This is a genomic window from Streptomyces sp. NPDC002181, from assembly GCF_042890485.1.
Taxonomy (GTDB): Bacteria; Actinomycetota; Actinomycetes; order Streptomycetales; family Streptomycetaceae; genus Streptomyces.
Window position 1 is genome coordinate 330251 of the sequence record NZ_JBIASC010000005.1, and the last position, 23905, is coordinate 354155.

General features: G+C 72.0%; 22 protein-coding genes. 8 read left to right on the forward strand and 14 right to left on the reverse strand.

Going from position 1 to position 23905, the window contains the following annotated elements:
- Positions 1-85 precede the first annotated feature (85 nt).
- The gene (locus ACFYXV_RS16555; RefSeq protein WP_389383215.1) at positions 86-2245 is read right to left on the reverse strand and encodes a SpoIIE family protein phosphatase; all 2160 of its coding nucleotides are present in this window, start codon (positions 2243-2245) and stop codon (positions 86-88) included.
- A 136-nt stretch (positions 2246-2381) separates the two neighbouring features.
- Between ACFYXV_RS16555 and aspS the strand changes: the two genes are divergently transcribed.
- Complete coding sequence (aspS, locus tag ACFYXV_RS16560; RefSeq protein WP_383337175.1) at positions 2382-4199, forward strand: aspartate--tRNA ligase; 1818 nt, start codon at positions 2382-2384, stop codon at positions 4197-4199.
- Positions 4200-4273: 74 nt separating this feature from the next.
- Here the strand turns inward: aspS and ACFYXV_RS16565 are convergent, their stop codons facing one another.
- Positions 4274-5863 (reverse strand): VWA domain-containing protein, encoded by a 1590-nt coding sequence (locus ACFYXV_RS16565; RefSeq protein ID WP_389383216.1) that lies wholly within the window; start codon positions 5861-5863, stop codon positions 4274-4276.
- Positions 5864-6216: 353 nt separating this feature from the next.
- Between ACFYXV_RS16565 and ACFYXV_RS16570 the strand changes: the two genes are divergently transcribed.
- Positions 6217-8310 (forward strand): PhoX family protein, encoded by a 2094-nt coding sequence (locus tag ACFYXV_RS16570; protein WP_385466581.1) that lies wholly within the window; start codon positions 6217-6219, stop codon positions 8308-8310.
- A gap of 125 nt (positions 8311-8435) precedes the next feature.
- Here the strand turns inward: ACFYXV_RS16570 and ACFYXV_RS16575 are convergent, their stop codons facing one another.
- The 4 genes from ACFYXV_RS16575 to ACFYXV_RS16590 all read right to left on the reverse strand — a co-directional run bounded on the left by ACFYXV_RS16575 (position 8436) and on the right by ACFYXV_RS16590 (position 13501).
- Positions 8436-9725 (reverse strand): sensor histidine kinase, encoded by a 1290-nt coding sequence (locus tag ACFYXV_RS16575; RefSeq protein WP_385466584.1) that lies wholly within the window; start codon positions 9723-9725, stop codon positions 8436-8438.
- Positions 9726-9740: 15 nt separating this feature from the next.
- Complete coding sequence (locus tag ACFYXV_RS16580; RefSeq protein ID WP_389383217.1) at positions 9741-10463, reverse strand: hypothetical protein; 723 nt, start codon at positions 10461-10463, stop codon at positions 9741-9743.
- Positions 10464-10555: 92 nt separating this feature from the next.
- On the reverse strand, positions 10556-12553 hold the full coding sequence (locus ACFYXV_RS16585) for an FUSC family protein (protein ID WP_385466590.1): 1998 nt from the start codon (positions 12551-12553) through the stop codon (positions 10556-10558).
- Positions 12554-12673: 120 nt separating this feature from the next.
- On the reverse strand, positions 12674-13501 hold the full coding sequence (locus ACFYXV_RS16590) for a hypothetical protein (protein WP_385466593.1): 828 nt from the start codon (positions 13499-13501) through the stop codon (positions 12674-12676).
- 138 nt (positions 13502-13639) lie between these two features.
- Here ACFYXV_RS16590 and ACFYXV_RS16595 point away from each other — a divergent pair, with 138 nt between their 5' ends.
- Positions 13640-14044, forward strand: a complete 405-nt coding sequence (locus tag ACFYXV_RS16595; RefSeq protein ID WP_385466596.1) for a hypothetical protein — start codon at positions 13640-13642, stop codon at positions 14042-14044.
- Between the two features lie 58 nt (positions 14045-14102).
- Here the strand turns inward: ACFYXV_RS16595 and ACFYXV_RS16600 are convergent, their stop codons facing one another.
- The 5 genes from ACFYXV_RS16600 to ACFYXV_RS16620 form a co-directional block, all read right to left on the reverse strand.
- Positions 14103-14279, reverse strand: a complete 177-nt coding sequence (locus tag ACFYXV_RS16600; protein WP_385466599.1) for a hypothetical protein — start codon at positions 14277-14279, stop codon at positions 14103-14105.
- Positions 14280-14334: 55 nt separating this feature from the next.
- On the reverse strand, positions 14335-14706 hold the full coding sequence (locus tag ACFYXV_RS16605) for a hypothetical protein (protein WP_383337192.1): 372 nt from the start codon (positions 14704-14706) through the stop codon (positions 14335-14337).
- 113 nt (positions 14707-14819) lie between these two features.
- Positions 14820-15401: a hypothetical protein gene (locus ACFYXV_RS16610; protein ID WP_385466605.1), complete on the reverse strand. Its 582-nt coding sequence runs from the start codon at positions 15399-15401 to the stop codon at positions 14820-14822.
- A gap of 276 nt (positions 15402-15677) precedes the next feature.
- Positions 15678-16433: a CbtA family protein gene (locus ACFYXV_RS16615; protein ID WP_383337196.1), complete on the reverse strand. Its 756-nt coding sequence runs from the start codon at positions 16431-16433 to the stop codon at positions 15678-15680.
- 30 nt (positions 16434-16463) lie between these two features.
- Positions 16464-16676 carry a CbtB-domain containing protein gene (locus ACFYXV_RS16620; protein WP_030857499.1) on the reverse strand — a complete coding sequence of 71 codons (213 nt, stop codon included), beginning with the start codon at positions 16674-16676 and terminating at the stop codon, positions 16464-16466.
- A gap of 189 nt (positions 16677-16865) precedes the next feature.
- Between ACFYXV_RS16620 and ACFYXV_RS16625 the strand changes: the two genes are divergently transcribed.
- Entirely contained in the window at positions 16866-17318 is a 453-nt protein-coding gene (locus ACFYXV_RS16625) for a histidine phosphatase family protein (protein WP_389383218.1), read from the forward strand.
- Between the two features lie 33 nt (positions 17319-17351).
- Here ACFYXV_RS16625 and pucL read toward each other — a convergent pair whose 3' ends face one another.
- Positions 17352-18269 carry a factor-independent urate hydroxylase gene (gene pucL, locus ACFYXV_RS16630; RefSeq protein ID WP_385466612.1) on the reverse strand — a complete coding sequence of 306 codons (918 nt, stop codon included), beginning with the start codon at positions 18267-18269 and terminating at the stop codon, positions 17352-17354.
- A gap of 231 nt (positions 18270-18500) precedes the next feature.
- Positions 18501-19853, reverse strand: a complete 1353-nt coding sequence (locus ACFYXV_RS16635) for an aspartate aminotransferase family protein (protein ID WP_385466615.1) — start codon at positions 19851-19853, stop codon at positions 18501-18503.
- Positions 19854-19990: 137 nt separating this feature from the next.
- On the opposite strand from ACFYXV_RS16635, the gene ACFYXV_RS16640 reads away from it, so the two are divergent.
- The gene (locus tag ACFYXV_RS16640; protein WP_389383219.1) at positions 19991-20887 is read left to right on the forward strand and encodes a sigma-70 family RNA polymerase sigma factor; all 897 of its coding nucleotides are present in this window, start codon (positions 19991-19993) and stop codon (positions 20885-20887) included.
- A 189-nt stretch (positions 20888-21076) separates the two neighbouring features.
- Positions 21077-21295 carry a DUF6243 family protein gene (locus tag ACFYXV_RS16645; RefSeq protein WP_389383221.1) on the forward strand — a complete coding sequence of 73 codons (219 nt, stop codon included), beginning with the start codon at positions 21077-21079 and terminating at the stop codon, positions 21293-21295.
- Between the two features lie 154 nt (positions 21296-21449).
- Here ACFYXV_RS16645 and ACFYXV_RS16650 read toward each other — a convergent pair whose 3' ends face one another.
- A complete protein-coding gene (locus tag ACFYXV_RS16650) occupies positions 21450-22430 on the reverse strand; it encodes a LuxR C-terminal-related transcriptional regulator (protein WP_385466624.1) in 981 nt (326 codons plus the stop codon).
- Between the two features lie 264 nt (positions 22431-22694).
- Here ACFYXV_RS16650 and ACFYXV_RS16655 point away from each other — a divergent pair, with 264 nt between their 5' ends.
- Both ACFYXV_RS16655 and ACFYXV_RS16660 read left to right on the forward strand, forming a co-directional pair.
- The gene (locus ACFYXV_RS16655) at positions 22695-22898 is read left to right on the forward strand and encodes a hypothetical protein (RefSeq protein ID WP_385466627.1); all 204 of its coding nucleotides are present in this window, start codon (positions 22695-22697) and stop codon (positions 22896-22898) included.
- A 318-nt stretch (positions 22899-23216) separates the two neighbouring features.
- Positions 23217-23837 (forward strand): response regulator transcription factor, encoded by a 621-nt coding sequence (locus ACFYXV_RS16660; protein WP_385466630.1) that lies wholly within the window; start codon positions 23217-23219, stop codon positions 23835-23837.
- Positions 23838-23905: the final 68 nt, after the last annotated feature.

Here is a 23905-nt window from a genome sequence, read left to right on the forward strand (position 1 = left end):
GCATCCAACCACGCCGCCGCGCCGCCGCCTTGGCCGCGCCGGGCCGCCTCCGCGAGCGAACACCCCCCGGGGAGTGTCCTGTCGATCAGGCCGGGCCCGCGGGGTCGTCCCCGGTCTGCTCGTACATCTCGAACCAGATCGACTTGCCCTCACCGCGCGGATCCACGCCCCAGGTGTCCGCCAGCATCTCCATCAGCAGGACGCCCCGGCCGCTCGACGCCATCTCGCCCGGGTGCCGCTTGTGCGGCAGCTCGTCGCTGGCGTCCGCGACCTCGATGCGCAGCCTCCGCGTCCCCGGCTCGCCGACCGCCTCCGCGACGAGCAGCGCGTCGCCGTCGGTGTGCGTGAGGACGTTGGTGACCATCTCGGAGACCATCAGCACCGCCGAGTCCACCTGCTCCGCGTCCGCCCAGTCGTGCAGCAGCTCCCGGATCTGCCGGCGCGCGCCCGCGATCCGCTCCGGCTCCGCCTGGGCCACGGTCAGCATCGTGCGGCGCGCCGGTCGCACCACGTGCTCCGCGGGGGCGCCGCAGTCGCACTGCGAGCCCTCCCGGCACAGCAGGACCACGGCTATGTCGTCCTCGCGCCGGTCGGCCAGCGGGCCCGTGGTGTGGTGCGAGGAGGGTCCGTGCACGGCCTGCACCAGCAGGTCGGCCAGCTTCTCCAGGCCGTCGGAGCCGTGCGTCCCGTCCGGCTCGTGCGTCTCGGACTCCAGGATCGCCCGCAGCCGCGCCCAGCCCGTGTCCAGGTCGTGCCCGCCGGTCTCGATCAGCCCGTCGGTGCAGAGCATCACCGTCTCGCCGGGCTCCAGCGTGAACCGCGTCGTCGGGTAGTCCGTGTCCGCCACGATGCCGAGCGGCAGCCCCCCGGCGGTCGGGCGCATCAGCACCGTGCCGTCCGGCATCCGGATCACCGGGTCGGGGTGGCCGGCGCGGGCCACCTCCAGCAGCCCGGACGCCGGGTCGCACTCCACGTACAGGCAGGTCGCGAAGCGCGGGCTGCGGAAGTCGTCGTCCTCGTACGAATCGGTGATGCCGGCCAGGAAGCGGGAGGCGCGGGAGAGCACCGCGTCGGGCCGGTGGCCCTCGGAGGCGTACGCGCGCACCGCGATCCGCAGCTGGCCCATCAGCCCGGCGGCCCGTACGTCGTGCCCCTGGACGTCCCCGATGACCAGCGCGAACCGTCCCGCCGGCAGCGGGATCATGTCGTACCAGTCGCCTCCGACCTCCAGCCCGCCGCCGGTCGGGACGTACCGGGCGGCGATGCGCATGCCGGGGATGTCGGGGCCCAGCATGGGCATCATCGACCGTTGCAGGTCGGAGGTGAGTTCCCGCTCGGATTCGGCCACGCCCGCACGCTGGAGGGCCTGGGCCAGCATCCGGGCCACCGTGGTCAGGACGGAGCGCTCGTCCGGGGAGAAGGACACCGGGTGCTTGAACGCGGCCATCCAGGCGCCCATGGTGCGCCCGGCGACGATGAGGGGGAGGAAGGCCCATGAGGCCCGGCCGAAGCGCTGGGCGAGCGGCCAGGTGGCCGGGAACCGCCGTTTGTAGTCCTCGGCGGAGGGGATGTAGATCGCCCGCCCCGTACGGACCACCTCGGCGGCCGGGTAATCCGTGTCCAGCCGCATGTCCGAGAAGGGGGCCTCGTCGCCGGGGCCGTGCCCGTGGTGCCCGATGATCGACAGCCGGTCCCCGGCCACCCCGAAGACCGCCAGCCCGTCGGGGCTGAAGCCGGGCATCGACAGCGACGCGGCGACGCGCAGCACCTCCGCCGTGGACCGGGCCTCGGCGAGCGCACGCCCCGCGTCCAGCAGGAAGGCCTCGCGGGAGCGCCGCCAGTCGCCGGTGATCGGGGTGTGGACGGCGGTGGTGCCGGGCTGCGGCTCGGCGATCTCCTGGATGGTGCCGATCAGCTCGTAGTCGACGCGGCCCTCGGCGGTCCGGTTCTCCACGGGCTTGGAGCGGCTGCGTACGGTCCGCAGCACCCGCCCGTCCTCGTCCATGATCCGCAGCCGGGCCTCGGCGAGGGTGTCCTCGGCCACCGCGAGGTTGACGATCCCGTTGATCTCGTTCCAGTCCACCGGGTGAAACCGCGACCGTACGACGACCTCGGGCAGTACGACGGGCTCGGGAGGCAGCCCGAGCAGCCGGGCGGCCTCGCTGTCGAGGGTGACCGTCCCGGTGGCGTTGTCCCAGCGCCACAGGCCCGTCGCGATGGCGGCCAGGACGTCCTCGGTGCGCACTCGGTCATCTTTACAGGTCATCTCCCCGGCGTGCCTGTTCTCGGGGGTCGGCGGGCACGCCCGCACGGTCCCCGGCCCGGACGGTAACCTTGTGAGGGTTGAATCCACCCTGGTATCGCGAAGAACTGGATGACTGATGCATCGGTACAGGTCCCACACCTGCGGCGAGCTCCGCGCCTCTGACGTCAACGCCGACGTCCGGCTGAGCGGCTGGCTGCACAACCGTCGAGACCTGGGCGGCATCCTCTTCATCGATCTGCGCGACCACTACGGCATCACGCAGCTCGTCGCCCGCCCCGGCACCGCCGCGGCCGCCGTCCTGGACAAGCTGTCCAAGGAGACCGTCGTCCGCGTCGACGGCAAGGTCGTCTCGCGCGGCGCCGAGAACGTCAACGGCGAGCTGCCCACCGGCGAGATCGAGATCGAGGCCGCCGAGGTCGAGGTGCTCGGCGCGGCCGCCCCGCTGCCCTTCACGATCAACACCGACGACGGTGTGAACGAGGAGCGGCGCCTGGAGTACCGCTTCCTCGACCTGCGCCGCGAGCGCATGCACCGCAACATCATGCTGCGCTCCGCCGTCATCGCGGCGATCCGCCACAAGATGGTGGCCCTCGGCTTCAACGAGATGGCGACCCCGATCCTCACCGCGACCTCCCCCGAGGGCGCGCGCGACTTCGTCGTCCCGTCCCGCCTGAACCCGGGCAAGTTCTACGCCCTGCCGCAGGCCCCGCAGCAGTTCAAGCAGCTGCTGATGATCTCGGGCTTCGACCGGTACTTCCAGATCGCGCCGTGCTTCCGCGACGAGGACGCCCGCGCCGACCGCTCGCCGGGCGAGTTCTACCAGCTCGACGTCGAGATGTCCTTCGTCGAGCAGGAGGACGTCTTCCAGCCGATCGAGCGCCTGATGACCGAGCTCTTCACCGAGTTCGGCGGCGGCCGCGAGGTCACCTCGCCGTTCCCGCGGATCCCGTTCCGCGAGTCGATGCTGAAGTACGGCAACGACAAGCCCGACCTGCGCGCCAAGCTGGAGCTCGTCGACATCACCGACGTCTTCGAGGGCTCGGAGTTCAAGGCGTTCGCCGGCAAGCACGTGCGTGCGCTGGCCGTCCCGGACACCGCCGCGCAGCCCCGCAAGTTCTTCGACGGCCTCGGCGAGTACGCGATCTCGCTCGGCGCCAAGGGCCTGGCCTGGGTCCGCGTCGGCGAGGACGGCTCGCTGACCGGCCCGATCGCCAAGTTCCTCACCGAGGAGAACCTCAAGGTCCTCACCGAGCGCCTGGGCCTGGTCCCCGGCCACGCCGTGTTCTTCGGCGCGGGCGAGTTCGAAGAGGTCTCCAAGATCATGGGCCCGGTCCGGGTCGAGGCCGCCAAGCGTGCCGGCCAGTTCGAGGAGAACGTCTTCCGGTTCTGCTGGATCGTCGACTTCCCGATGTACGAGAAGGACGAGGAGACCGGCAAGATCGACTTCTCCCACAACCCGTTCTCCATGCCGCAGGGCGGCATGAAGGACCTGGAGGAGAAGGACCCGCTCGACATCCTGGCGTGGCAGTACGACATCGTCTGCAACGGCATCGAGCTGTCCTCCGGCGCCATCCGCAACCACGAGCCCGAGGTCATGCTGAAGGCCTTCGAGATCGCGGGTTACGAGGCCGAGACCGTCGAGCGCGAGTTCGCCGGCATGCTGCGCGCCTTCCGCCTCGGCGCCCCGCCGCACGGTGGCATCGCCCCGGGTGTGGACCGCATCGTGATGCTGCTCGCCGACGAGCCGAACATCCGCGAGACCATCGCCTTCCCGCTGAACGGCAACGCGCAGGACCTGATGATGGGCGCGCCCACCGTCCTGGAGGAGTCCCGCCTGCGCGAGCTGAACATCGCGCTGCGCAAGCCGGTGGAGACGAAGGCCGCCGACGCCAAGCCGATCGCGGAGGCCGTCCACCCGGACGCCGCGCGGTAATCGCCGTACGCACGAGGAAGGGCCCGGGATCCGATGGATCCCGGGCCCTTCCTCGTGCGGAGGGGCCGCAGGGCTCAGTAGCTCTGGAGCAGGCCCTTGGCCAGTGCGGCGGAGGTCAGGTCGGCGGGGGCCGGACCGGCGTGGAAGAAGCCGGCGTTCTCGGCGTCCAGCTTGCGCAGGAAGTCGAAGGCCTTGGCGTCGTGGTCGCCGAAGGCGACGAACTGCCAGTACACCCCCGGTGCGGAGGCGGCGGCGTCCGCGAGCGCCTGCTTGGCGGGCCGGACGCTGTCGGGGGCGCCGTCGGTCTGGAACACGACGAGGGCGGGGCCTTCGCCGCCGTCCTTCTGGTACCGCTCGACGACGGCCTCCACGGCCACGTGGTAGCTGGTGCGGCCCATGCGGCCGAGCTCGGCGTGCCGGGTCTCGACCCAGGCGCCGTCGTGGGCTTCGAGGGTCAGGTCGGCGGTGCCGTCCACGTCCGTGGAGAAGAACACGGTGTGCACGGTCGCCTCGCCGTCGAGGTGCGCGGCGAGGGCGAGGGCGTGGTCCGCGAGGCGCTGGGCGCTGCCGTCCTTGTAGAACGGGCGCATCGACCCGGACCGGTCCAGGACCAGGTACACCTTGGCCCGCGCACCGGCCTTGCCCTTGCCCCGGAGCACCGTCCCGGCGGCCTTGTAGGCCCCGGCCACGCCGGGCGCAGCCCGCTTCACGTCGGCGAGCACGCGAGCCGGACCCTCGGTCTCGGCGGCGGAGACGTCGGCGACGGGTTCGGCGAGGACCTCGGCGACCGGCTCCGGGACGACCTCGGCGAGGACCTCGGGCTCGGTCTCGACGACCACGTCGGCGACCGGCTCCGCGACGGGTTCGGCGACGACCTCGGGCTCGGTCTCGACCACGTCGGCCACCGGCTCCACGTCGGCAACGACCTCGGCCGCCGGCTCGACCTCGGCTGCGGGCTCCGCCACGGCCGCGGCTTCGACCTCGACGACCTCGGGCTCGGCCGCTGCGGCGATCGGCTCCGCCTCCGGGGTCTGCGCCTCGGCAGCCAAGGGCTCCACGGCGACCTCGGGTTCGGGCTGAGCCTCGGGCTCGGCCACGACCGGGGCGTCCGCCTCGGCCACCGGCTCGGCCTCGGCGTTCCCGGTCCCGGTCTCGTCCTCGGCCTCGGCGTTCCCGGTCCCGGTCTCGTCCTCGGCCGGGACGGCCTCGGGCTCCGCCGCGTCCTCGGCCGGGACGGCCTCGGGCTCCGCCGCGTCCTCGGCCGGGACGGCCTCGGGCTCCGCCGCGGCCTCGGCCGGGACGGCCTCGGGCTCCGCCGCGGCCTCGGCCGGGACGGCCTCGGGCTCCGCCGCGGCCTCGGGCTCCGCCGCGGCCTCGGGCTCCGCCGCGGCCTCGGCCGGCGCGGCCTCCGGCTCCGGCTTCGCCTCGGCGGCCGGTGCCGCCGCTGCGGCCGCCGGTGCGGCCGACTGCTGGGGGCGCCGTGCCTCCGGGACCGTGGGGTCCGGGGCCGGGGCGGTGAGAAGGGTCCCCGGTTCACGGTCCCGCGGAGCGGACTGCGGGGGAACCGTCGGATTGTCGAAGGAGGCGGCGACCAGTTCGGCCGCCACGTCCAGGGGGGTCCGTTCCGCCTGGCTCGGGACGGCGGCCGAAGTGGCGTCCGTCATCTCCGGAACCGGCTCGGCAGACCGTCCGAACACCTTGCGCAACAAGCTCCGAATACCCATGGGCCAGGCCTTTCGCATGAGTGCGTGCGTCATTTGTCCGTGCTGCGCGGTTGATCCCTGCCCAGAGTGGACACGTAAGGTTATCGGCCGCTTGGCTGGAACTTCGGCAGGGGCGCCCTTCGTGGCGCCCGGCCCACCCAGCACACACCCCATCTTGCCGAACTCCCGCACCGACGTGCCCGGTTCACCGGGCGTTCATTCCGTCGCCGCCGCTTCGGCGCAACCCGCGCCTACCGTCACGGCTGGATTCGACCGACATGCTGTCGGCACCCGTGCATCTACGGAGGACACTCGTGCGCAAGCTCCTGCCGCTCATAGGCAACTCGCATGGGGGCGGCCGTTCCGCCCTCACCTGCCGCTACCGCTGCGGCGACGCCTGCTTCCACGAGGTGCCGAACAAGAGCGACAACGAGTACGTCGGCGACGTCATCGCCCGCGCCTACTCGCGCCGCTCGATGCTGCGCTCTGCCGCCGTCGTCACGGTCGCGTCCGCCGCCGGTACCGCCATCACCCTGGGCAGCAACGGCTCCTCGGCCACCGCCGCCCCCGCCGCCGAAGCCCAGGGCGCCGCCGCCGACGCCGCGGGCGCCCGCGGTCTGCGCTTCAAGGCCGTCGCGCCGAACACCGACGACCGGGTCACCGTCCCCGAGGGCTACGAGCAGAACGTGGTCATCCGCTGGGGCGAGCCCATCGTCAAGGGCGCTCCGGGCTTCAACGCCGACAAGCAGACCGCCGCCGCCCAGGCCGGTCAGTTCGGCTACAACAACGACTTCCTCTCGCTGCTCCCGCTCGGCGGTGACTACGAGCGCCAGCAGCTGCTCGTGGCCAACCACGAGTACACCGACGAGATCCTCATGTTCAAGGGCTACGACCCGGCGAACCCGACCCGTGAGCAGGTCGAGATCGCCTGGGCCGCGCACGGCCTCGGCGTCGTCGTCGTCCAGGAGGACCACCGCAGCGGCAAGCTGACCGCGGTCAACCGCCACCAGCTGAACCGCCGCCTCACCGCGACCAGCGAGTTCAAGCTCACCGGCCCGGCCGCGGGCAGCGCGCTGGTGAAGACCTCCGTCGACGCGACCGGCACCAAGGTCCTCGGCACGCTGAACAACTGCTCCGGCGGCACCACCCCGTGGGGCACCACGCTGCACGGCGAGGAGAACTTCAACCAGTACTTCGCCAACGCCGGCCAGGTCACCGACGCCACCCAGGCGGCCCGCCTGAAGCGCTACGGCGTGACCGCCGGCGCCACCGAGCGCAAGTGGGAGCGCTTCGACAAGCGCTTCGACGTGCTCCAGGAGCCCAACGAGTCGCACCGCTTCGGCTGGGTCGTCGAGCTCGACCCGTACGACCCGCACTCCACTCCGCGCAAGCGCACCGCGCTGGGCCGCTTCAAGCACGAGGGCGCCCAGCCCCGCCTGACCGAGGACGGCCGTCCGGTCGTCTACATGGGCGACGACGAGAAGTTCGACTACTTCTACAAGTTCGTCTCCTCGAAGCAGATGAAGAAGGGCGACTCGCGCGCGGCGAAGGAGCACAACCTCACGCTGCTCGACGAGGGCACCCTCTACGTCGCCAAGCTGACCGGTGACTCCCCGGCCGCCGAGTTCGACGGCACCGGCAAGCTCCCTTCCGACGGCCAGTTCGACGGTTCCGGCGTGTGGATCAAGCTCCTCACCTCCTCCCCCTCCGGCAACGTCTCGCACGTCGAGGGCATGACCGCCGAAGAGGTGGCCGTGTTCACGCGTGAGGCCGGCGACAAGGTGGGCGCCACGAAGATGGACCGCCCCGAGGACATCGAGCCCTCGCCGCGCACCGGCCGCGTGTACGTGGTCCTCACCAACAACAGCGACCGCGGCAAGGCCGGCAAGGCCGGTGCGGACGAGGCCAACCCGCGCAACGCGAACAAGCACGGCCAGATCCTGGAGCTCGCCGAGAACTTCGACGACCCGGCCGGTGACGGCTTCGCCTGGCGCCTGTTCCTGGTCGCCGGTGACCCGAAGGACCCGTCCACGTTCTTCGCCGGCTTCCCGAAGGAGAAGGTCAGCCCGATCTCCTGCCCGGACAACGTGACCTTCGACCCGCACGGCAACCTGTGGATCTCCACGGACGGCAACCAGCTCGGCTCCCACGACGGCCTGTTCGGTGTCGCCACCGCCGGTGACCGCCGCGGTGAGCTGAAGCAGTTCCTGACCGTCCCCCGCGGCGCCGAGACCTGCGGCCCGCTGGTCCAGGACAAGCGCGTCCTGGTCGCCGTCCAGCACCCGGGCGAGATCGACGGCGCGTCCGTCGAGAAGCCGCAGTCGGTGTGGCCCGACGGCCCCGGCAAGATCGTCCGCCCGGCGGTCGTGTCCGTCTGGCGCAAGGACGGCAAGAACATCGGCGTGTGATCGGACCGGCAAGCGCGGTCAGTTGACCGGTTGAATCCCCGTGGGCGGTGGGTGTTTCACGTGAAACACCCACCGCCCACGGGTGTTTCACCGGATGGGCTTGTCCCTGGTCGGAGAGCCACGGCCTAGCCGGGGGAGGGAGGTTCGCCTTCCCGGCTCGTGTCCGCCAGGCGTCCGACGGGCAGCATGAGCGTCGTCATCGCCCCGCCGTCGGGTGCGTTGGCGAAGCTCAGGGCGATCTCCAGGACCGCCGCCTGGCCGGCCACGATGGTCAGGCCCAGCCCGTGGCCACGGCCGCGGCCCGGGTCCCCGGTGCGGAAGCGCTGCGGGCCCTGCTCGATCAGCTCGGGCGGGTAGCCGGGCCCGTGGTCGCGTACGGCCACCACCGGCCCTTCGACGGTCACCTCGACCGGCGGTTCCCCGTGCTTGTCGGCGTTGACCAGCAGGTTGGCCAGGATCCGGTCCAGCCGCCGCCGGTCGGTGAGCACCACCACGTCTCGGATGACCCGTACGGAGGCCTCCAGGCCGGTCGCGCGGACGGCCCGCCGTACCGCCTCGCCGAGCTCCACCCGGGCCAGCTCTGCGTGCTCGACGCCGGATTCCAGCCGGGAGATCTCCAGCAGGTCCTCGGTGAGCAGGTGCAGGGCCTTGAGCCGGTCGTTGATCATCTCCTTGGGGCGCCCCTCCGGCAGCAGGGCGGCCGCGGCCAGGGAACCGGTGAGCGGGGTGCGCAGCTCGTGCGCGACGTCCGCGGTGAAGCGCTTCTCCGCCTCGATCCGCTCCTGGAGGGAACGGGCCATCGAGTCGAGCGCCACCGCGACGTCCCGGACCTCGTCGCGGTAGCGGGGCCGGCGCCGGTCGCCGTCGTGTTCGACGGGGAAGCCCACGCGCGCGTCCAGGTCCCCGGCGCTGATCCGGCGGGCAACGGCGGCCGTGGTGGTCAGCCGGCGGCTGATCCGGTTGGCGAGGAACAGGCCGGCCAGCGCCACGACTCCGGCGGCGAGCGCGGCGGAGGCCAGGATCGCGGTGTCGATGTCCCGCAGCCGGTGGCGGGTGCTCTCGTACGGGAGCCAGATGGCGATGGCCTTGTCGTCGGCGGGTCCGGCGGCCCACATGACGGGTTTGCCGGCGCGCTCGCCGACCATGCTGCCCGTGCGTCCTCGGGACACGAGTGTCCGCAGGGGTCCCGGGAGCTCGGGCGGGTTCACGGCGACGTTCACATCGCCGTGGGAGGTGCCGTACTGGTACTGGGCGAGGGCGTAGTCCAGATCCCGGTCCGCGTCCTTGCGGACCTCTCCGACGATCTGCTGGGCGACCACGTTGTGCACGAGGATCCCGAGGACGGCCGCGACGGCGCAGCACACGGCCGTGGTGGTCATGGCGATCTTCCAGCGCAGACTGCTCGTCACCCGCATGCCGGCCCGGCCCTCTCAGCCCCGGCTCGCGGAGGAGCACCGGGCGGAGCCGTTCTTCGTGCCCGGGCACTCGTCGAGGGTGAGCTGGGACAGGTTCATGATCCCGGCCTTGGAGTCCCACACGTAGTCGGAGACGGAGACCTTCGCCGGGTTGGAGGTCGGCTCGCGGACCGCCAGGTGCTCCGCGGCCACCTCCACTCCTTCCAGCACCCCGCGCCGGGACAGGATCCGGGCGATCGTCCCGTCGTCCCGGACGGTGTAGACGCGCAGCTCGCTGACCCGGCCGTCGAGGTCCAGGGCGGTGATCAGCTCGTCGCGGCCGTTGCCCGTCACGTCGTGCAGCACCGGGGCCCGTACCGGGCAGTCCGGACCTCCGTCCACAGCCTGTGTACACAGCGCGAGGCGCTGCACCGCCCGGGGGTCGACGAGGCGCCCGGTCCCCTCGTCCTGGGCGGTGGCTGCGGTGATGTCGGCCCGTACGACCTCCACCGCGTTCACGCCCCGCATGCTGAGCCCGGCGACCTTGGGCAGCCCCGGGACCACTGCGGCCGTACCGGGCTGCTGGCCCGGGCCGGGCGGGTCCGGGCGGATGTCCGACCACAGGGACTGCGGGGCGTGCACCGTGCCCAGGTCGCCGTCGTCGCGCAGCCCGTCCACATCGGCGCACCCGGTCGCCGCCGCGAGCACGGCGGCGAGGACCGGGGCCGCTGCGCGGCCGCGCCGGGAGAGGGGCCTCATGCACCGATGCTCTCCCGGCCGGGCCGCGCGGGCCCGGCCCGGGGGCCGTTCGGGCGACGCGCGCGCTCCGGGCCCCGGGGCGGCGGCCCGCGTCAGTGGTCGTCGGCGGCGATCGCGCGGGCCGCGGCGAGCTCGTGCCGCACCGGGGCCAGGACGGATGCCTCGTCCCCGGGCGGCAGCGCTGCCGGGCGCAGCTGGGTCGGCGTCCTGGCCCTGCGCACCCCCTCGGCCAGGGCCCGCAGATCGGCGATGACGATCGTCACCTCTTCGGCGCCGGGGGCTTCGGCGCCGTGGTTGACCCGGACCCGCGCCGCGGTGGTCGCGTCGACGATCCGTTCGACGGCGACGACCAGCGGCCACCACGCGGCGGCCCGCGCCCCCGTCGGCGGCGGCTCGGTCAGCGCCCGCTGGAACTCGTTGCGTACGCCCGACATCTCGCGGTAGATCCGCCGCCGGGCCTGGAGCCGGGCGGTCCTCGCGGCCTGCCGGCCGGCTTCCGTGTCGGGGTGGGTGCCGAAGGCGCGTTCCACGTACCGGGCCGCGTCGTCCACGGTGTCGGCGAGCCGGTCGCCGATCCGGGTGTGCCAGCTCTCGGGCCACAGCAGGTAGCCGGCGACGAGGGTGATGGCGCAGCCGATCAGGCTGTCCAGCAGCCGGGGCCGGATCAGGTCGAAGCCCTGGTGGTTGAGGAGGTCGGAGAGCAGCAGGATCACCGGGGTGATCGCGGCGGTCTGGAAGGCATACCCCTTCGCGGAGAACGCGGGGATCAGCGCGCCGAGCACCACCATCACCGGCACGTCCCACCAGCCGCGCGGCACCTCGGCGAGCACGGCGGCGGCGATGACCAGCCCGGCCGCCGTGCCCACGGCGCGCAGCACGGCCCGGGAGAACACCGAGCCGAAGTCGGGCTTGAGGACGAAGGTGACGGTCAGCGCGATCCAGTAGGACCGCTCGACCGGCACCACGGAGACCAGTGTCTGGGCGAGCCCGATGCACAGGGCCAGACGCAGCCCGTACCGCCAGGAGGCGCTGGACAGCATCATGTCGCGCACGGCCCGCCGGGCGCGGACCGTCAGCGCGGCGGGCCGGCCGAGCCGGTCGTCGACGTTGTGCAGGTCGGGATCGGGCACGTGGACGATGGCCGCGGCGTGCCGCAGGGCCGCGTCGAGTGCCCGTTCGGCGGGGGTGCGCGGCGCGGGCAGGTCCAGTACGGGCTTGCCGGTGCGGCCCTCCTCCACGGCCTGTGCCAGGTCCCGTACGGCTGCGGGGATCTCGGGCGGCAGCGCCCTGCCCCGCAGGTGCATGGCGGGTGCGGCCTCCACCAGCGGGATCACCACGTTCAGCTGGGCCAGCATCCGTACGAGCGAGGGACTGCGGCCGTGTACCCGGGCGCGGCGGCCCAGGACCAGGTCGTAGGCCTGGTTCAGGGCGTGCGTGACCTGCCGGCGGCGGTCGTCGTAGTCCGGTCCGCCCGCGGCTTCCAGGGCGTCGGCGAGGGCCCGGTAGGTGGCCGCCACGGCCACGCGTTCCGGCTGCCGGCCGCGCAGCGGCCAGCCCAGCAGGGTCAGCAGGAGGACGAACAGCCCGCCCGCGCTGAGCAGCAGCGGGGCCGTCCACCAGGGCTGGGGCAGCGGCAGGCCTGCGCCGACCACGGCGTTGAGGAGCAGCAGCAGTCCGGAGACGGACGCGACCGTGCCGATCGAGGAGATCATCCCGGAGACCAGGGCGATCAGGGTGAGGACGCCGACGGCGAGCCAGCCGTGGCCGTAGACCAGGGTGCCCAGGGCGACTCCGACCGCGCCGAACAGCTGGGGCACGGCGATGTTCAGGACCCGCATCCGGTAGGCGTCGGCGGTGTCGCCGATGACTCCGGACAGGGCGCCCATCGAGACGAGGGCCCCGTACTCGGGCTCGTTCAGGGCGAATCCGACGGCGAGAGGGGCGGCCATCGCGATGCCGGCGCGCGCGGCGGCGGCCCAGGGGATCGGGGCGGTGCTCGGCCGCAGTCCCTTGAGCAGCCAGGCGGGCGGAGCCAGCGGACGGTGCCGGGGTCGCCCGGAGGGTATGTGTTCGGTGCGTTCGGTGCTCATTCAGCTTCCGTGCGGCCGCTCGTGAATCGGTTCTTCTGCGCTGTTCCGGGGTCTTGCGTTCTTCTTGGGTTCTTCTCGGCTTCTTCTGGGGCGTTCTGCGCGCTCCGGTACCTTCCGAGCTTATGGGGTGCGGCGCAGTCGGCCCGTCAGCCAGGCGGCGATTGCGGCGGCGAGCCCGATCGCCAGGACCACCCAGGCGGTGGTGCGCAGGAACGCGGTGAGCGCGTCGTACACCGCCGCGGCGGCCGCCCGGTCGACGTCGGCCGGCAGGTCGTCGAGGGTGAGCCGGCGGCAGACGACCACCGCGATCCACAGCAGTACGGCGCCGACGGCCACCCCCAGCCCGGTGGCGATCACGGCGCGGCGCCGGTGGACTGCGACGGCGATCGCCGTCGCGGCGAGCACCACGGTGAGCACGGGAAGCCAGACGCCGGCGATCTGCAGCATGCGAAAGCCCTTCCGGAGCGCGCCGAGGTTGTCGTACTCCATGACCTTCACCGACACGTGCGTCACCGGGATCCGGTCGGCGAACGGCACGCCGTCGGCGAGGAGGTCCCCTTTGACCTGCTCGATCACGGGTGCGAGGTCGATGCTGACGGCGTTGCCGTCACCGGTGGTGAGCGCCTTGAGGAAGGCGGCGTGCGCGGCGCGGTTGGCCGCGTCCCAGGCGGTGCGGTAGGCCGGGGTGCCGGAGAAGGAGCGCAGGGCCTCCCCGAGCAGCGCGTCGATGCCGCCCTGGAAGGGACCGGCGTCGATCTGCCCGGAGAGGGCGCGGCCCGCCTGGGTGACGACGACGTTCTGCACGGCCGGGTTCTCGGCCAGGGGGGACATCGCCGCGGTGTACCGGTCGGCGTCGCCCAGCTCGTGGTCCGCCCAGTACGCGACGGCGCCGGCGGGCACCAGGAGGGCCACCAGCACGATGAGTACCGCCGAGAGGAAGGTGCGCACGTCACCAGGGAAAGCCGCCGCCGCGGGGGACGCGAGCGGTGCTGCTGCGGGCGGGTGGCGCAGGGTGCCGGGCGCTGCTCCACTTGCCGGAGCGGTGTGGCGGGTGTGCCCTGGATGGTGGAAGAGAGGAGCCCTGTCATGGCACATGCGGCACCCACCGCCCCGGGGCGGCACTTTCAGGCGACCGGCACGGAGCACGTGAGCAAGGGCCCGCTGACGCGGGCGCTGCTCCTCGGACTGGTCTACGGCGTCTGGGCGGCCTTCATGAAGCGCCAGACGGGCCCCGTCGACGCGGGCAACGTCTTCTACGGGATCCTGTGCGGAGCCATCTTCGCCGCGATCATGTACACCCTCTCCCAGGTGGGCCCCCGCCTGATGCAGGAGTTGCACGCCGCGGCGTACGGGGCGTTCGGCGGTATCGCCGTGGGCTACCTGTACAGCCTGGCCGACCACTCGATCCTCCGCTCGTGCCTGGTCGGCCTTCTCGTCGGCATGGGCATCGGAGTGGCGGCGTTCTACCGGTACCACATGCGCGAGCCCTGACGGGAGCCGTGGCAGGCGCCGGTCCGTACGGGGACCGGCGCCCGTTCGCGTCCGGGGCTCAGGCCTCGGACGAGGAGTCGGAGTCGGCGGCAGGGGTGGTCACGGCCGCCACGGACGCGGTGGGGGAGCCCTCGCCGTCGGTCCCGCGGCCCGGGGGCTTCGGGGCCGGCGGGGTGTAGCGGGTGACCTCTGCGCGGAGCATGGCGTTCAGGGCGGCGTACGGGTCGATGGGCATGCCGGAACCTCACGGTGTTCGGGGGTGTGTGGGGGTGTGCGCTGCTTCGGCCCGCTCAGCAGCGCAGGACCACACTCCGTTCCGTCCACGCGGACAGCATCGGCCCGTCGGCCCCGGAGGCCCGGACGAGCACGTCCTGACCGGCAGGTTTCACGTGAAACACCGGCCGCGGCAGCTGCCGCACCCCCGGCAGCCCGCGCACGACGAGCCGTACGGCGGCCCGGACCTCGGGATCCGCGGCAGGATCGGACTCCCCCTCGGCGGGGGCGCCCGGCTCGCTCGGCACGCCGGAGGCGGTGCGTTCGGCCGCGGCGGCCGCCGAGGCCGTCGTGACGGCGGGACCGGACGCGAACAGGCACAGCAGCACGACACAGGCCACCGAAAGGGCCCTGGCCAGTGCCGTGCGTGCGTACCGCGTCCCGCTCATGCGAGGGGTCTGCCCCGACACGCCGGACAACTCCCCGACCGGACCCCAGAAGCCCCCGACCGGGGGACGAAGACACCCCCCACGGCTGACAGGAAGCCGGTACGGCCGCCTGCTCAGCCTGTGCGGTGCTGGCCGGTCAGCCGGGCCAGGACGGTGGTCTCACCGCTGACCAGCCGGAGCTGGGCGCGCCCCGGCCGCTGTCCGCGACCGGTGATACCGCCGGGCGAGACCCGGTCGACGGTGAAGACGGCGGTACGGCGGTCCGCCCGGGCGATCTCGATGGTGAGTCCGCGCCGCAGTTCGGCGAGGCGCAGATCGCCGGCGGTGACCACGGCCGTGCCGGCCGACCCCGGGGCCGGGCTGTCGTGGTCCCAGGCTGCCTCTTCCGCGTCCCTGCCCAGCGGCAGGTCGACCCCCAGGCTGGGGATGTGCAGCCGCAGCGGCCGGGAGAACCGCAGCGGTGTGATGGCGGTGGCCCGGGAGGGCCGGGACCCCTTGCCCGAGGCGTGCTGTCCGGAGTGCTCCAGCTGTTCGACGAGCCGGCGGTGGCCGGACAGGCCCAGCGCCCGGGACGGCAGGGCGTCAGCGGCGGTGGCCGCCGTGGGCCGGGCGCCCTCGGTGTTCATCAACATCCCTATCCCGGCACCCAGCAGAGCCACTGTCAGTACGCCGGCCACCCACTTGGCGCGGGGCATGGAATCCCTCCTGGTCCGATCCCCCGGCTCCGGCGGCCGGGTCTCCTGAGAGCAGTGGACCCCCTCCGCGTCCGTCAGTACCGCTGACCACACCGGAGACTGACGCCGTGTCACAGGCGTGTCGCCCCCGCGACCGGGACGTCTTCCCAGCTGGCGACGGGTGAGCCACCGCCGTTGCGGGGATTGCGCGAGATACGACCGAACGGGTGGACCGGAGAACGACCGAGGCCCCGGCCGCCGGGGGGCGGTCAGGGCCTCGGGGTGCCGGTGGCGGGATCAGCTCGCGGGCTGCGCCGTCGCCCGGGGAGCGGCGGCCGGGGTGAGGGCGCGTTCGGCGAGGACGCCGAAGGCCAGGCCGAAGGTCGTCCACATCGCCGCCTGGATGGCCAGGGTGGCGAGGCGGAACTGCCAGATCAGGGCGGCCGGGAAGTCCGCCGGAACCTCGTTGATGCCGGGCAGCGACGCGTAGGCGACGGCCACCGCCGCGACGAAGGCGACCGAGGCGATGATCGACGCGTTCCAGTTCCCCAGCTTGGGCGCCAGGCGCCGGCCCAGGATGAGCGCGGCCGCCGACAGCAGCACGCTCAGCGCGATCATCAGGACGTAGAGGGTGGTCCTCCGGACGACGGTGTCGGGGTCCCCGACGGCCGGCGGGTTGGAGGGGTACTTGAGGAAGGGCACCAGGTTGAGGGCGACGAACAGGCCGCCCGAGACCAGCAGCGCCGTGACCCGGGGGCCGAAGCGGCCGATGCGGCCCAGCGCGTAGCAGAAGACGAGCGCGGCGATGCCCCCGAGAGCGATGCCGTACAGCAGCGTGCCGGTGCCGAGGCCGGCCGTGGCCTGGAGGGCCCGGCTGACCGGGGCCGCCTCCTCACCGTGGTCGTGGGCGGCGTGGCCCGCTTCCTCGATGGCAATGGCCGCGTCGACCTTGGACTCACCGAGGACGTACGCGACGAGGAAGGCGGCCAGGCCTGCGAGCAGGCCTGCCAGCATGCCCCGGACCAGCAGGACACGGGGTGAAATCTGGTTCATGGTTCGGTACTTCCCTTGCGGAGGTGGAGATCAGTGGCAGGGGAAGCCGAGGAGGTGGCGACCGTCGTGCATCCACTCGTGGACGGTGTCGCCCTCGAAGAGCGCGGTGGCGCCCTGCTCGGCACCGACGAGGTAGAGCAGGACCAGCATGAGGACGCCGACGAACACGGCCCAGGGGGCCAGCGCGGAAAGCGAGATCGGGGCGACGGCAGGGGCCGTCGTGGGCACGGCGGAGTGAGCCATGGCAGTACCTCCAGAGGGAACACGCGTCCCGGTCAGTGGTGCTCGCGACGACATGGCGGGTCTGACTTTCCCTCCCCCTCCGGGAGGATTCACAGTGGCGCGACCGTGCCGGATTTTCACCGGTACTTCCGTCATACCGTCGTCTTTTTAGGTTGTCGTCCGCGACCGTACCGCGTTTACGCTCCCCTTATGAAGAGTGCCGTGGTACGAGTTCAGTTCGTCACACCACCGTTCGGCGCGGCCTCACGACAGATCCGTTTCGGCCACGGAGCCCCCTGCCCCGGCCACGAGGGCCTGAGCGGCCCGGACACGGGGGCATGGGCGGGCCGGACCCTGGACGAGGTCTCCGCCGAGGATCCGGCCGCCGTACAGCTGTGGCTGACCGACCCCGACTACGCGCCGCCCGGCGGGGAGTCCGTCAGCGCGCTGATCGCCCGGGTGGGCACCGCACTCGACGGCCTGGCCCCGGGCACGCACCGCGCGGTGGTCGAGCAGGCCGTCGTACGGGCGGGCGTGGTGCACGCGCTGGAGCTGCCGGCCGCCGCGTTCTGGCGCCTCGACGTACGGCCGGACACGATGACCACGCTCACCGGGCGGCTCGGGCGGTGGAACCTCCAGCTCGGCCGGCCGCCCGACGCGTAGCGGCCCGACGCGTAGCCGCCCGGCGCGGAGGAGCTAGGCGGTGATCCAGTCGCTCGTCGCGATCACCGGCTGCACCCCGTCGCGGTGGATGGTGCCCTCGATCAGGCCGTACATGCGGTCCGCCGCGAAGTAGACCTCGTTGTCGTTCTTGAGGCCGAAGGGCTCGAGGTCCACCAGGAAGTGGTGCTTGTTGGGGAGGTTGAGGCGCACCTCGTTGACCCGCGGGCAGTTGTCGAGCACCCGCTCGGCCATCTGGTTCAGGGTCTGCTGGAGCGAGTACGAGTAGGTCTCCGCGAAGGCCTCCAGCATGTTCTTGCGGACCTTCTTGTACGACTGGTCCCAGTCGAACCCGGCGTCGTCGGCGGCCAGAGCCGAGTGCGCCCAGCGCGCGGTGACCTTGGTCGCCAGGATGCGGTCGTACGCCTCCTTGAGCGTCGTGTACTCGTCCTTGATGTAGCCGTGGAACTCGGAGTTCGTCGAGTTCATCACGGTCAGGTCCTTCAGACCCGAGATGACCTGGAGGCCGGTCGTCTCGCTGTACGTGATCTGCGCCGTGCGCACCTCCTGGCCCTTGCGGACGAAGGAGTGCTGCTCCTTGCGCGTCGGGACCGGGATCCGCTCCCAGGCGTACTCCTCGATCCGGATCTGCGCCTCGCGGATCGGCGACTGGGAGGAGACGAAGTGCTTGGCGAGCAGGATGCCGAAGGCTTCGGGGGAGGCGATGCCGTGCTCCTTGCCGAAGGCGTACACCGTGTTCTTGGTGGTGTCGGTCGGCAGGCAGTTGGCGTTGTCGCCGGTCAGGTGGACGTCGCGGAACTCGCCGCGCAGCGCCACCGACACGTTGAGGTCGCGGATCTCGTGCCACGAACCGTCGGAGCCCTTGCGGGTGACCTTGACGATGCGGTTCTCGGCCTTGCCGTACTGGTTCTGCGCGAGGACGTGCTTGCTCATGGCTGTATTCCTTCGGGTACACGGAGTCCGACTGACTGGATCCCGTACGCCCGGCGTCCAGCGGTCGGCCCGCTCCCCGCCGTTCGGTCACGGAGGACCGCCCCGGGACTGACGTGCATCCCGGTCCGTAGGTGCTCTGTTCGGATTTCAGCACGTTCACGTGGTGTTCGGAATGACGCGGAACGTCCAAGACAGGCGCCCACGGATTGGGCGACCTTCCATCCGTGCAGCTCAGGCCATGTGCGCGTCCGCGACCGACAGGGCTTCGTCCAGGATCGCCAGCCCCTTGGCCACGTCCTGCGGGGCGATGTTGCAGGGCGGCGCGACGTGGATGCGGTTGCCCGCGATCAGCGGCCACAGCCCGCCCTTCTTGCAGGCCGCGCCGAACTCGGCCATCGGCGCGCTGTCCGCCCCGGAGGCGTTGTACGGGACGAGCGGCTCGCGCGTCCGCGGGTCCTTCACGAGCTCCAGGGCCCAGAACGTGCCCAGGCCCCGGACCTCCCCGACCGACGGGTGCTTCTCGGCGAGGGCGCGCAGGCCGGGCCCCAGCAGCTCCGCGCCGGTGCGGGCGGACTGCTCGACGATGCCCTCCTCCTCCATGACGTTGATCGTCGCCACGGCGGCCCCGCAGGCCAGCACGTGCCCGGAGTACGTCAGCCCGCCCGGGTAGGGCCGGCGGGCGAAGGTCTCGGCGATGGCGGCCGAGATGGCCACCCCGCCGAGCGGCACGTATCCGCTGGTCACGCCCTTGGCGAAGCAGATCAGGTCGGGGGTGACGTCCCAGTGCTCGGAGGCGAACCACTTTCCGGTGCGGCCGAAGCCGACCATGATCTCGTCCAGCACGAAGACGATGCCGAAGCGGTCGCAGAGCTCGCGGACCCCGGCGAGGTAGCCGTCCGGGTGCACCAGCACGCCGGGAGCGCCGCCGACGGTCTCCAGGATGATCGCGGCGATGGACTGCGGGCCCTCGAAGACGATCGTGTCCTCAAGGTGGCGCAGGGCCCGCTCGCACTCCTCGGCCTCGGTGGCCGCGTAGAACGGCGAGCGGTACTGGAACGGCCCCCAGAAGTGCACGACGCCGGCGGTCGCGGTGTCGTTGCCGAAGCGGCGCGCGTCACCGGTCAGGTTGATCGCGGTGGAGGTGGCCCCGTGGTACGAGCGGTACGCGGACAGCACCTTGGGCCGGCCGGTGTGCAGGCGCGCCATGCGGACGGCGTTCTCGACGGCCTCGGCGCCCGCGTTGGTGAAGAAGATCTTGTCGAGGTCGCCGGGCGTGCGCTCGGCGATCAGCCGGGCAGCCTCCGAGCGGACGTCGACGGCGAAGCCGGGCGCGACGGTGCAGAGCTTGGCCGCCTGCTCCTGGACGGCCGCGGTCACCTTGGGGTGCTGGTAGCCGATGTTCGTGTAGACGAGGGCGCTGGAGAAGTCGAGGAAGCGGTTGCCCTGGTAGTCCCAGAAGTACGAGCCCTCGGCCCCGGCCACGGCGAGCGGGTCGATGAGCTCCTGCGCCGACCAGGAATGGAAAACGTGCTTCCGGTCGGCGTCTTTCACGGCGGCGAGCGCGTCGGCGGCTTCTGCGTTCATGCGCCGAGCGTAGTTGTCCATGATGTGGACCCCGGGGAGGGGCGGGCGAGGTTTCACGTGAAACACCGCTCCGGCCGTGCGGCATCGCGGTTAGCGTCCTCATGAGCAGTGACGATCACGACGCGAGGACGTGACAGGTGAGCGAGCAGGACACCCTGGCCCGGCGTTTCGAGGAGCACCGACCCCATCTGCGGGCCGTGGCCTACCGGATGCTGGGCTCGCTCAGCGAGGCCGAGGACGCCGTACAGGAGGTGTGGCCGCGGCTGAGCCGCTCGGACGTCTCCGCCGCGGCGAACCTGGGCGGCTGGCTGACCACGGTCGTCGGCCGGGTGTGTCTGGACATGCTGCGCTCGCGGACCTCACGGCGCGAGGACCCGCTGTACGACCAGGACGGGTCCGTCCGCCTGCCCGACCCGGTCGTCACGGGTCTCTCCGGCATCGACCCGGAGCGCGAGGTGCTCGTCGCCGACTCCGCGGGCATCGCCCTGCTGGTCGTCCTGGAGACCCTGTCCCCCGCCGAGCGGCTCGCCTTCGTCCTGCACGACCTCTTCGCCGTCCCCTTCGACGAGATCGCCCCGGTGCTCGGCCGGACCGCCGCCTCCACGCGACAGCTCGCCAGCCGTGCGCGCCGCCGGGTCGAGGGCGCCGCGCCCGCCCCCGACCTCGACCTGGCCCGCACCCGCGAGGTCGTGGACGCCTTCCTCGCCGCCGCCCGCGGCGGGGACCTCGACGCGCTCGTCGACCTCCTCGACCCCGACGTCGTGGCCCGTTCCGACGGCGGCGCGCTGCGCCCCGGTTCGGTCAGGCGCGGGGCGACCGACGTCGCCTCGAACGCGATCACCTTCGCCCGATTCGCCGAGGCCGCCGTTCCGGTCCTCGTCAACGGCATCCCCGGCGCACTCGCGCTGGCCGAGGGCAAGCCCCTGTCGCTCATGGCCTTCACGGTCCGAAACGGCAAGATCGTCGCTCTGGACATCCTCACGGACCCCCAGCGCCTCGCCCTGATCGACCTGGGAACCGCCCTGGACGACTGAGCTCGAACCGGCGGCGAAGGGCCCGGTGTGCGGGGCCGGCGGAACCGGGTAACGTCGTTGCCATGTTCTTCTAGACGCCGGTTCACGAGTGAGCGAGTGATGGGCCCCTGCTGACGTCCTTCGACGCCGCCGCGCCCGTCCCCCACCGATGAATCCGCAGATCAGTTCACCGCAGCACCAGGAGAGCCCATGACCGACAGCAAGAACATCAACAACCCCGTGGGCCAGGGCGGCGGCCAGCGCAAGAAGCAGTCCCGCGCCGAACGGCAGAACAACGGTCCGCACCGCAACCTCGACCGCCAGAGTGCCGCCGACCGGAAGGCGGAGCTGGTGCGCAAGATGCGCGAGAAGGCGGAGGCGGCCGAGGCAGCCGCCGGGCAGACGGGCGACGACACCGACCAGAACTGACGCAGCGCCGCCGCAGGCGGCGGGGCACGGCGGCAGGGCCCGGATCGCGACGCGCGGTCCGGGCCCTGCCGCGGTACGCGCCCACCGGCCTTCGCCGCCGGCACCGCTTCGAGACCACGGAGGAGCTGCTCTTTTCACGAAGCTCCGGGGAGGGTCAGATCCACTCCCGCTGCGCCGCGCGCAGGCCCGCCTCGAAGCGGCTGCCCGCGCCGAGGCGCTTCATCAGCTCCGCCATCATGCGGCGGACCGTGCGCAGGGAGAGGCCCAGCTGGCGGCCGGCGGCCTCGTCGGTGAGGCCGCTGCCGAGCAGGCGCAGCAGCTCCTTCTCCTGGCGGGTCAGGCCGCGGTCGTCGCGGTCCTGGCCGGTACCCATGGGCGGGGCCGACTCCCAGATCTGGTCGAAGAGCCCGCAGAGGCCGACGACCACGCCCGGCTCGGTCAGCTGCACCGCGCCCTTGCGGGTGTTCTCCGGGTCGGCCGGCACGATGACGGTCCTCCGGTCGAAGATGAGCATGCGCACGGGCAGCGAGGGCGCGGTGCGCACCTCGCCGCCGAGGTCGGTGAGCCACTCGGCGTACTCGGTGGTGACCGTGTCGTTGCGGACGCTGTCCAGGTACACCGTCCGCATCCGCACCCCCCGGTCGAGGGTCTGGCGGTCAAGGGGCTTGCTGGCCTCCAGGCTGGCCCGGGACTGGGCGCCCCCCGGGTTGAAGGTCAGGCACTCGGAAGTGGCTTCGGAGGCCAGCTCCCTGATCCGGTTCTGTACTGATTCCACACCCACGAACTGCTGGGCCACGCGTTGGGTCTGGCCGGTGTAGAGCTCGCTGTAGGTGTTGACCAGCACGGCCAGGTCGGCTTCGCAGCGCGCCACGGCCTCCTGCCGGCTCTCCAGTTCCCGCTTGCGCTGGTTGAGCAGCTCCCGCAGGCCCAGTGCCGGGTCGCTCGGCTGGAGTTCACTGCCCGTGGCCGAGCGGTGCAGAAGCCGCAGATCGGTCAGTTTCTCCAGTGACGCGCGTACGTCGACGGTCGATACTTTGAGCCGCCGCGCGATCTCGGCGACGCCCCATGCATGGTTCGCCAGCATGAGTTCGTACACATCCGCCGTTTGCGCGTCCAGCCCCAGTAGTTCCAGCATTGATGTCCTCGTTCGGTCCCCCGCTGCTCACTCTTCGCCGAGCCGCGCCGATGTGATCAACATATGAGACGTCGCAGGTGAATGGCTACTTCCGGCGCGAGCTGTTGCGAGGTTGGCACCGACCTGCCACCTGGTTCTTCCTGCCAGCCGAACCGCTTCCTGATCACTCCTTCCGTAAAGCAAGCTGGGTGCAGAACGAAGGAGCACCCCGGGCTCAACGGCCGGGGGACTCACGCTCCAAGCACGCTTTTCAGGGGGATTCTCATGCTGTTCATCCGTCGTTTTTCCCGTGTCGCTTCCCTGGCCGGTCTGGCTGTCGCGCTCATCGCCTTCGGGGCTTCCCACAGTGAGCAGAACCGGGAAATCCGCGACACCGCCTCGAACCTCAACTGGGACGTGGTCGCGCCCGACGCCGGCGCGGCGCCGGGCATCGCCGGGACGGCCCTGGAAAACCTCAACTGGGACTGACAAGCTCGCATGTATATGACCTCAGTTGTCATGCGCTCGCCATGTGCGCAGACGGGTGGCCAGCCGGATCCCCTCCTCCTCGCCTCGCTGCTGAGGGCCGTGGCATCGCCCGCGGACGGCCTGGAGCACGTCGCGGTCCGCCCTTCCGCCGAGCAGGTCGAGCTCGTACTGTTCCAGAGCGTCCCCGACGTGACGGAACCCCCGGCCCCGGCAATCGCTATTTGCCGCAGGGCACTTGAGATAACCCAACAGCTCAGTGGCTGGACCGTGGAAACCGGACGGTAGAACACGGCTACCAGATCCGCTCAGGGGGATTCAATGGCTATCAGCGTCATCGTCGGCGGCAGCCGCTCTCTCTTTCTCGACGCGCTCGCCGAGGCGCTCCGACGGGTCGACGACATCGAAGTCGTCGCCGCGGACAGCGATCACCAGCACGTCCTATCACTTGTGCACCGGCATTCGCCGGACGTCCTTCTCCTCGAAGACACCCCCGTCGGCGATGACGTACTGCGTCTCGTCTCGGCGGTACGGGCCCGGGTACCGGCATGCGGCATTGCGCTGATGATGTCCGGTTCCCGCCCGGCGGCGGTCGGCCGGGCCGTCGCGGCGGGCGTGCACGGCATCGTTCCCATGGACACGGGCCTGCCCCGGCTGATCGCGATGCTCAAAGGCGTCGCCGCGGGCTGCGTGATGATGGCCCCGTCCCTGGCGAACGGCGCCATGAACCTGGCCGCCATGGGGCCCTCCGCCCCGCTCAGCACCCGGGAGTCCCAGGTGCTGCGGCTCACGGCGGGCGGGGCCACGGTCAAGGAGATCGCGGCGGAGCTCTACCTGGCCGCCGGCACGGTACGCAACGTCACCTCGGCCTCGATCAAAAAGCTCGGCGGCCGCAACCGCTTCGACGCGGCGCGCATCGCCGTGGAGCAGGGCTGGATCTGAGCAGTACGCGAAGGAGCGCCCGGGGACCCGCCCCGGGCGCTCCTTCGCCGTACGGTGCCGCGCCCCGC

Excerpts from the sequence above, each read along its gene's own strand:
- ACFYXV_RS16650 (WP_385466624.1), bottom strand. The coding sequence starts at position 22,430 with ATGCTGGAACTACTGGGGCTGGACGCGCAAACGGCGGATGTGTACGAA.
- ACFYXV_RS16625 (WP_389383218.1), top strand. The coding sequence starts at position 16,866 with ATGAAGAGTGCCGTGGTACGAGTTCAGTTCGTCACACCACCGTTCGGC.
- aspS (WP_383337175.1), top strand. The coding sequence starts at position 2,382 with ATGCATCGGTACAGGTCCCACACCTGCGGCGAGCTCCGCGCCTCTGAC.
- ACFYXV_RS16660 (WP_385466630.1), top strand. The coding sequence starts at position 23,217 with ATGGCTATCAGCGTCATCGTCGGCGGCAGCCGCTCTCTCTTTCTCGAC.
- ACFYXV_RS16645 (WP_389383221.1), top strand. The coding sequence starts at position 21,077 with ATGACCGACAGCAAGAACATCAACAACCCCGTGGGCCAGGGCGGCGGC.
- ACFYXV_RS16615 (WP_383337196.1), bottom strand. The coding sequence starts at position 16,433 with ATGAACCAGATTTCACCCCGTGTCCTGCTGGTCCGGGGCATGCTGGCA.
- ACFYXV_RS16600 (WP_385466599.1), bottom strand. The coding sequence starts at position 14,279 with ATGCCCATCGACCCGTACGCCGCCCTGAACGCCATGCTCCGCGCAGAG.
- ACFYXV_RS16580 (WP_389383217.1), bottom strand. The coding sequence starts at position 10,463 with ATGAGGCCCCTCTCCCGGCGCGGCCGCGCAGCGGCCCCGGTCCTCGCC.
- ACFYXV_RS16635 (WP_385466615.1), bottom strand. The coding sequence starts at position 19,853 with ATGAACGCAGAAGCCGCCGACGCGCTCGCCGCCGTGAAAGACGCCGAC.
- pucL (WP_385466612.1), bottom strand. The coding sequence starts at position 18,269 with ATGAGCAAGCACGTCCTCGCGCAGAACCAGTACGGCAAGGCCGAGAAC.
- ACFYXV_RS16575 (WP_385466584.1), bottom strand. The coding sequence starts at position 9,725 with ATGCGGGTGACGAGCAGTCTGCGCTGGAAGATCGCCATGACCACCACG.
- ACFYXV_RS16655 (WP_385466627.1), top strand. The coding sequence starts at position 22,695 with ATGCTGTTCATCCGTCGTTTTTCCCGTGTCGCTTCCCTGGCCGGTCTG.
- ACFYXV_RS16565 (WP_389383216.1), bottom strand. The coding sequence starts at position 5,863 with ATGACGGACGCCACTTCGGCCGCCGTCCCGAGCCAGGCGGAACGGACC.
- ACFYXV_RS16610 (WP_385466605.1), bottom strand. The coding sequence starts at position 15,401 with ATGCCCCGCGCCAAGTGGGTGGCCGGCGTACTGACAGTGGCTCTGCTG.
- ACFYXV_RS16620 (WP_030857499.1), bottom strand. The coding sequence starts at position 16,676 with ATGGCTCACTCCGCCGTGCCCACGACGGCCCCTGCCGTCGCCCCGATC.
- ACFYXV_RS16585 (WP_385466590.1), bottom strand. The coding sequence starts at position 12,553 with ATGAGCACCGAACGCACCGAACACATACCCTCCGGGCGACCCCGGCAC.
- ACFYXV_RS16605 (WP_383337192.1), bottom strand. The coding sequence starts at position 14,706 with ATGAGCGGGACGCGGTACGCACGCACGGCACTGGCCAGGGCCCTTTCG.
- ACFYXV_RS16595 (WP_385466596.1), top strand. The coding sequence starts at position 13,640 with ATGGCACATGCGGCACCCACCGCCCCGGGGCGGCACTTTCAGGCGACC.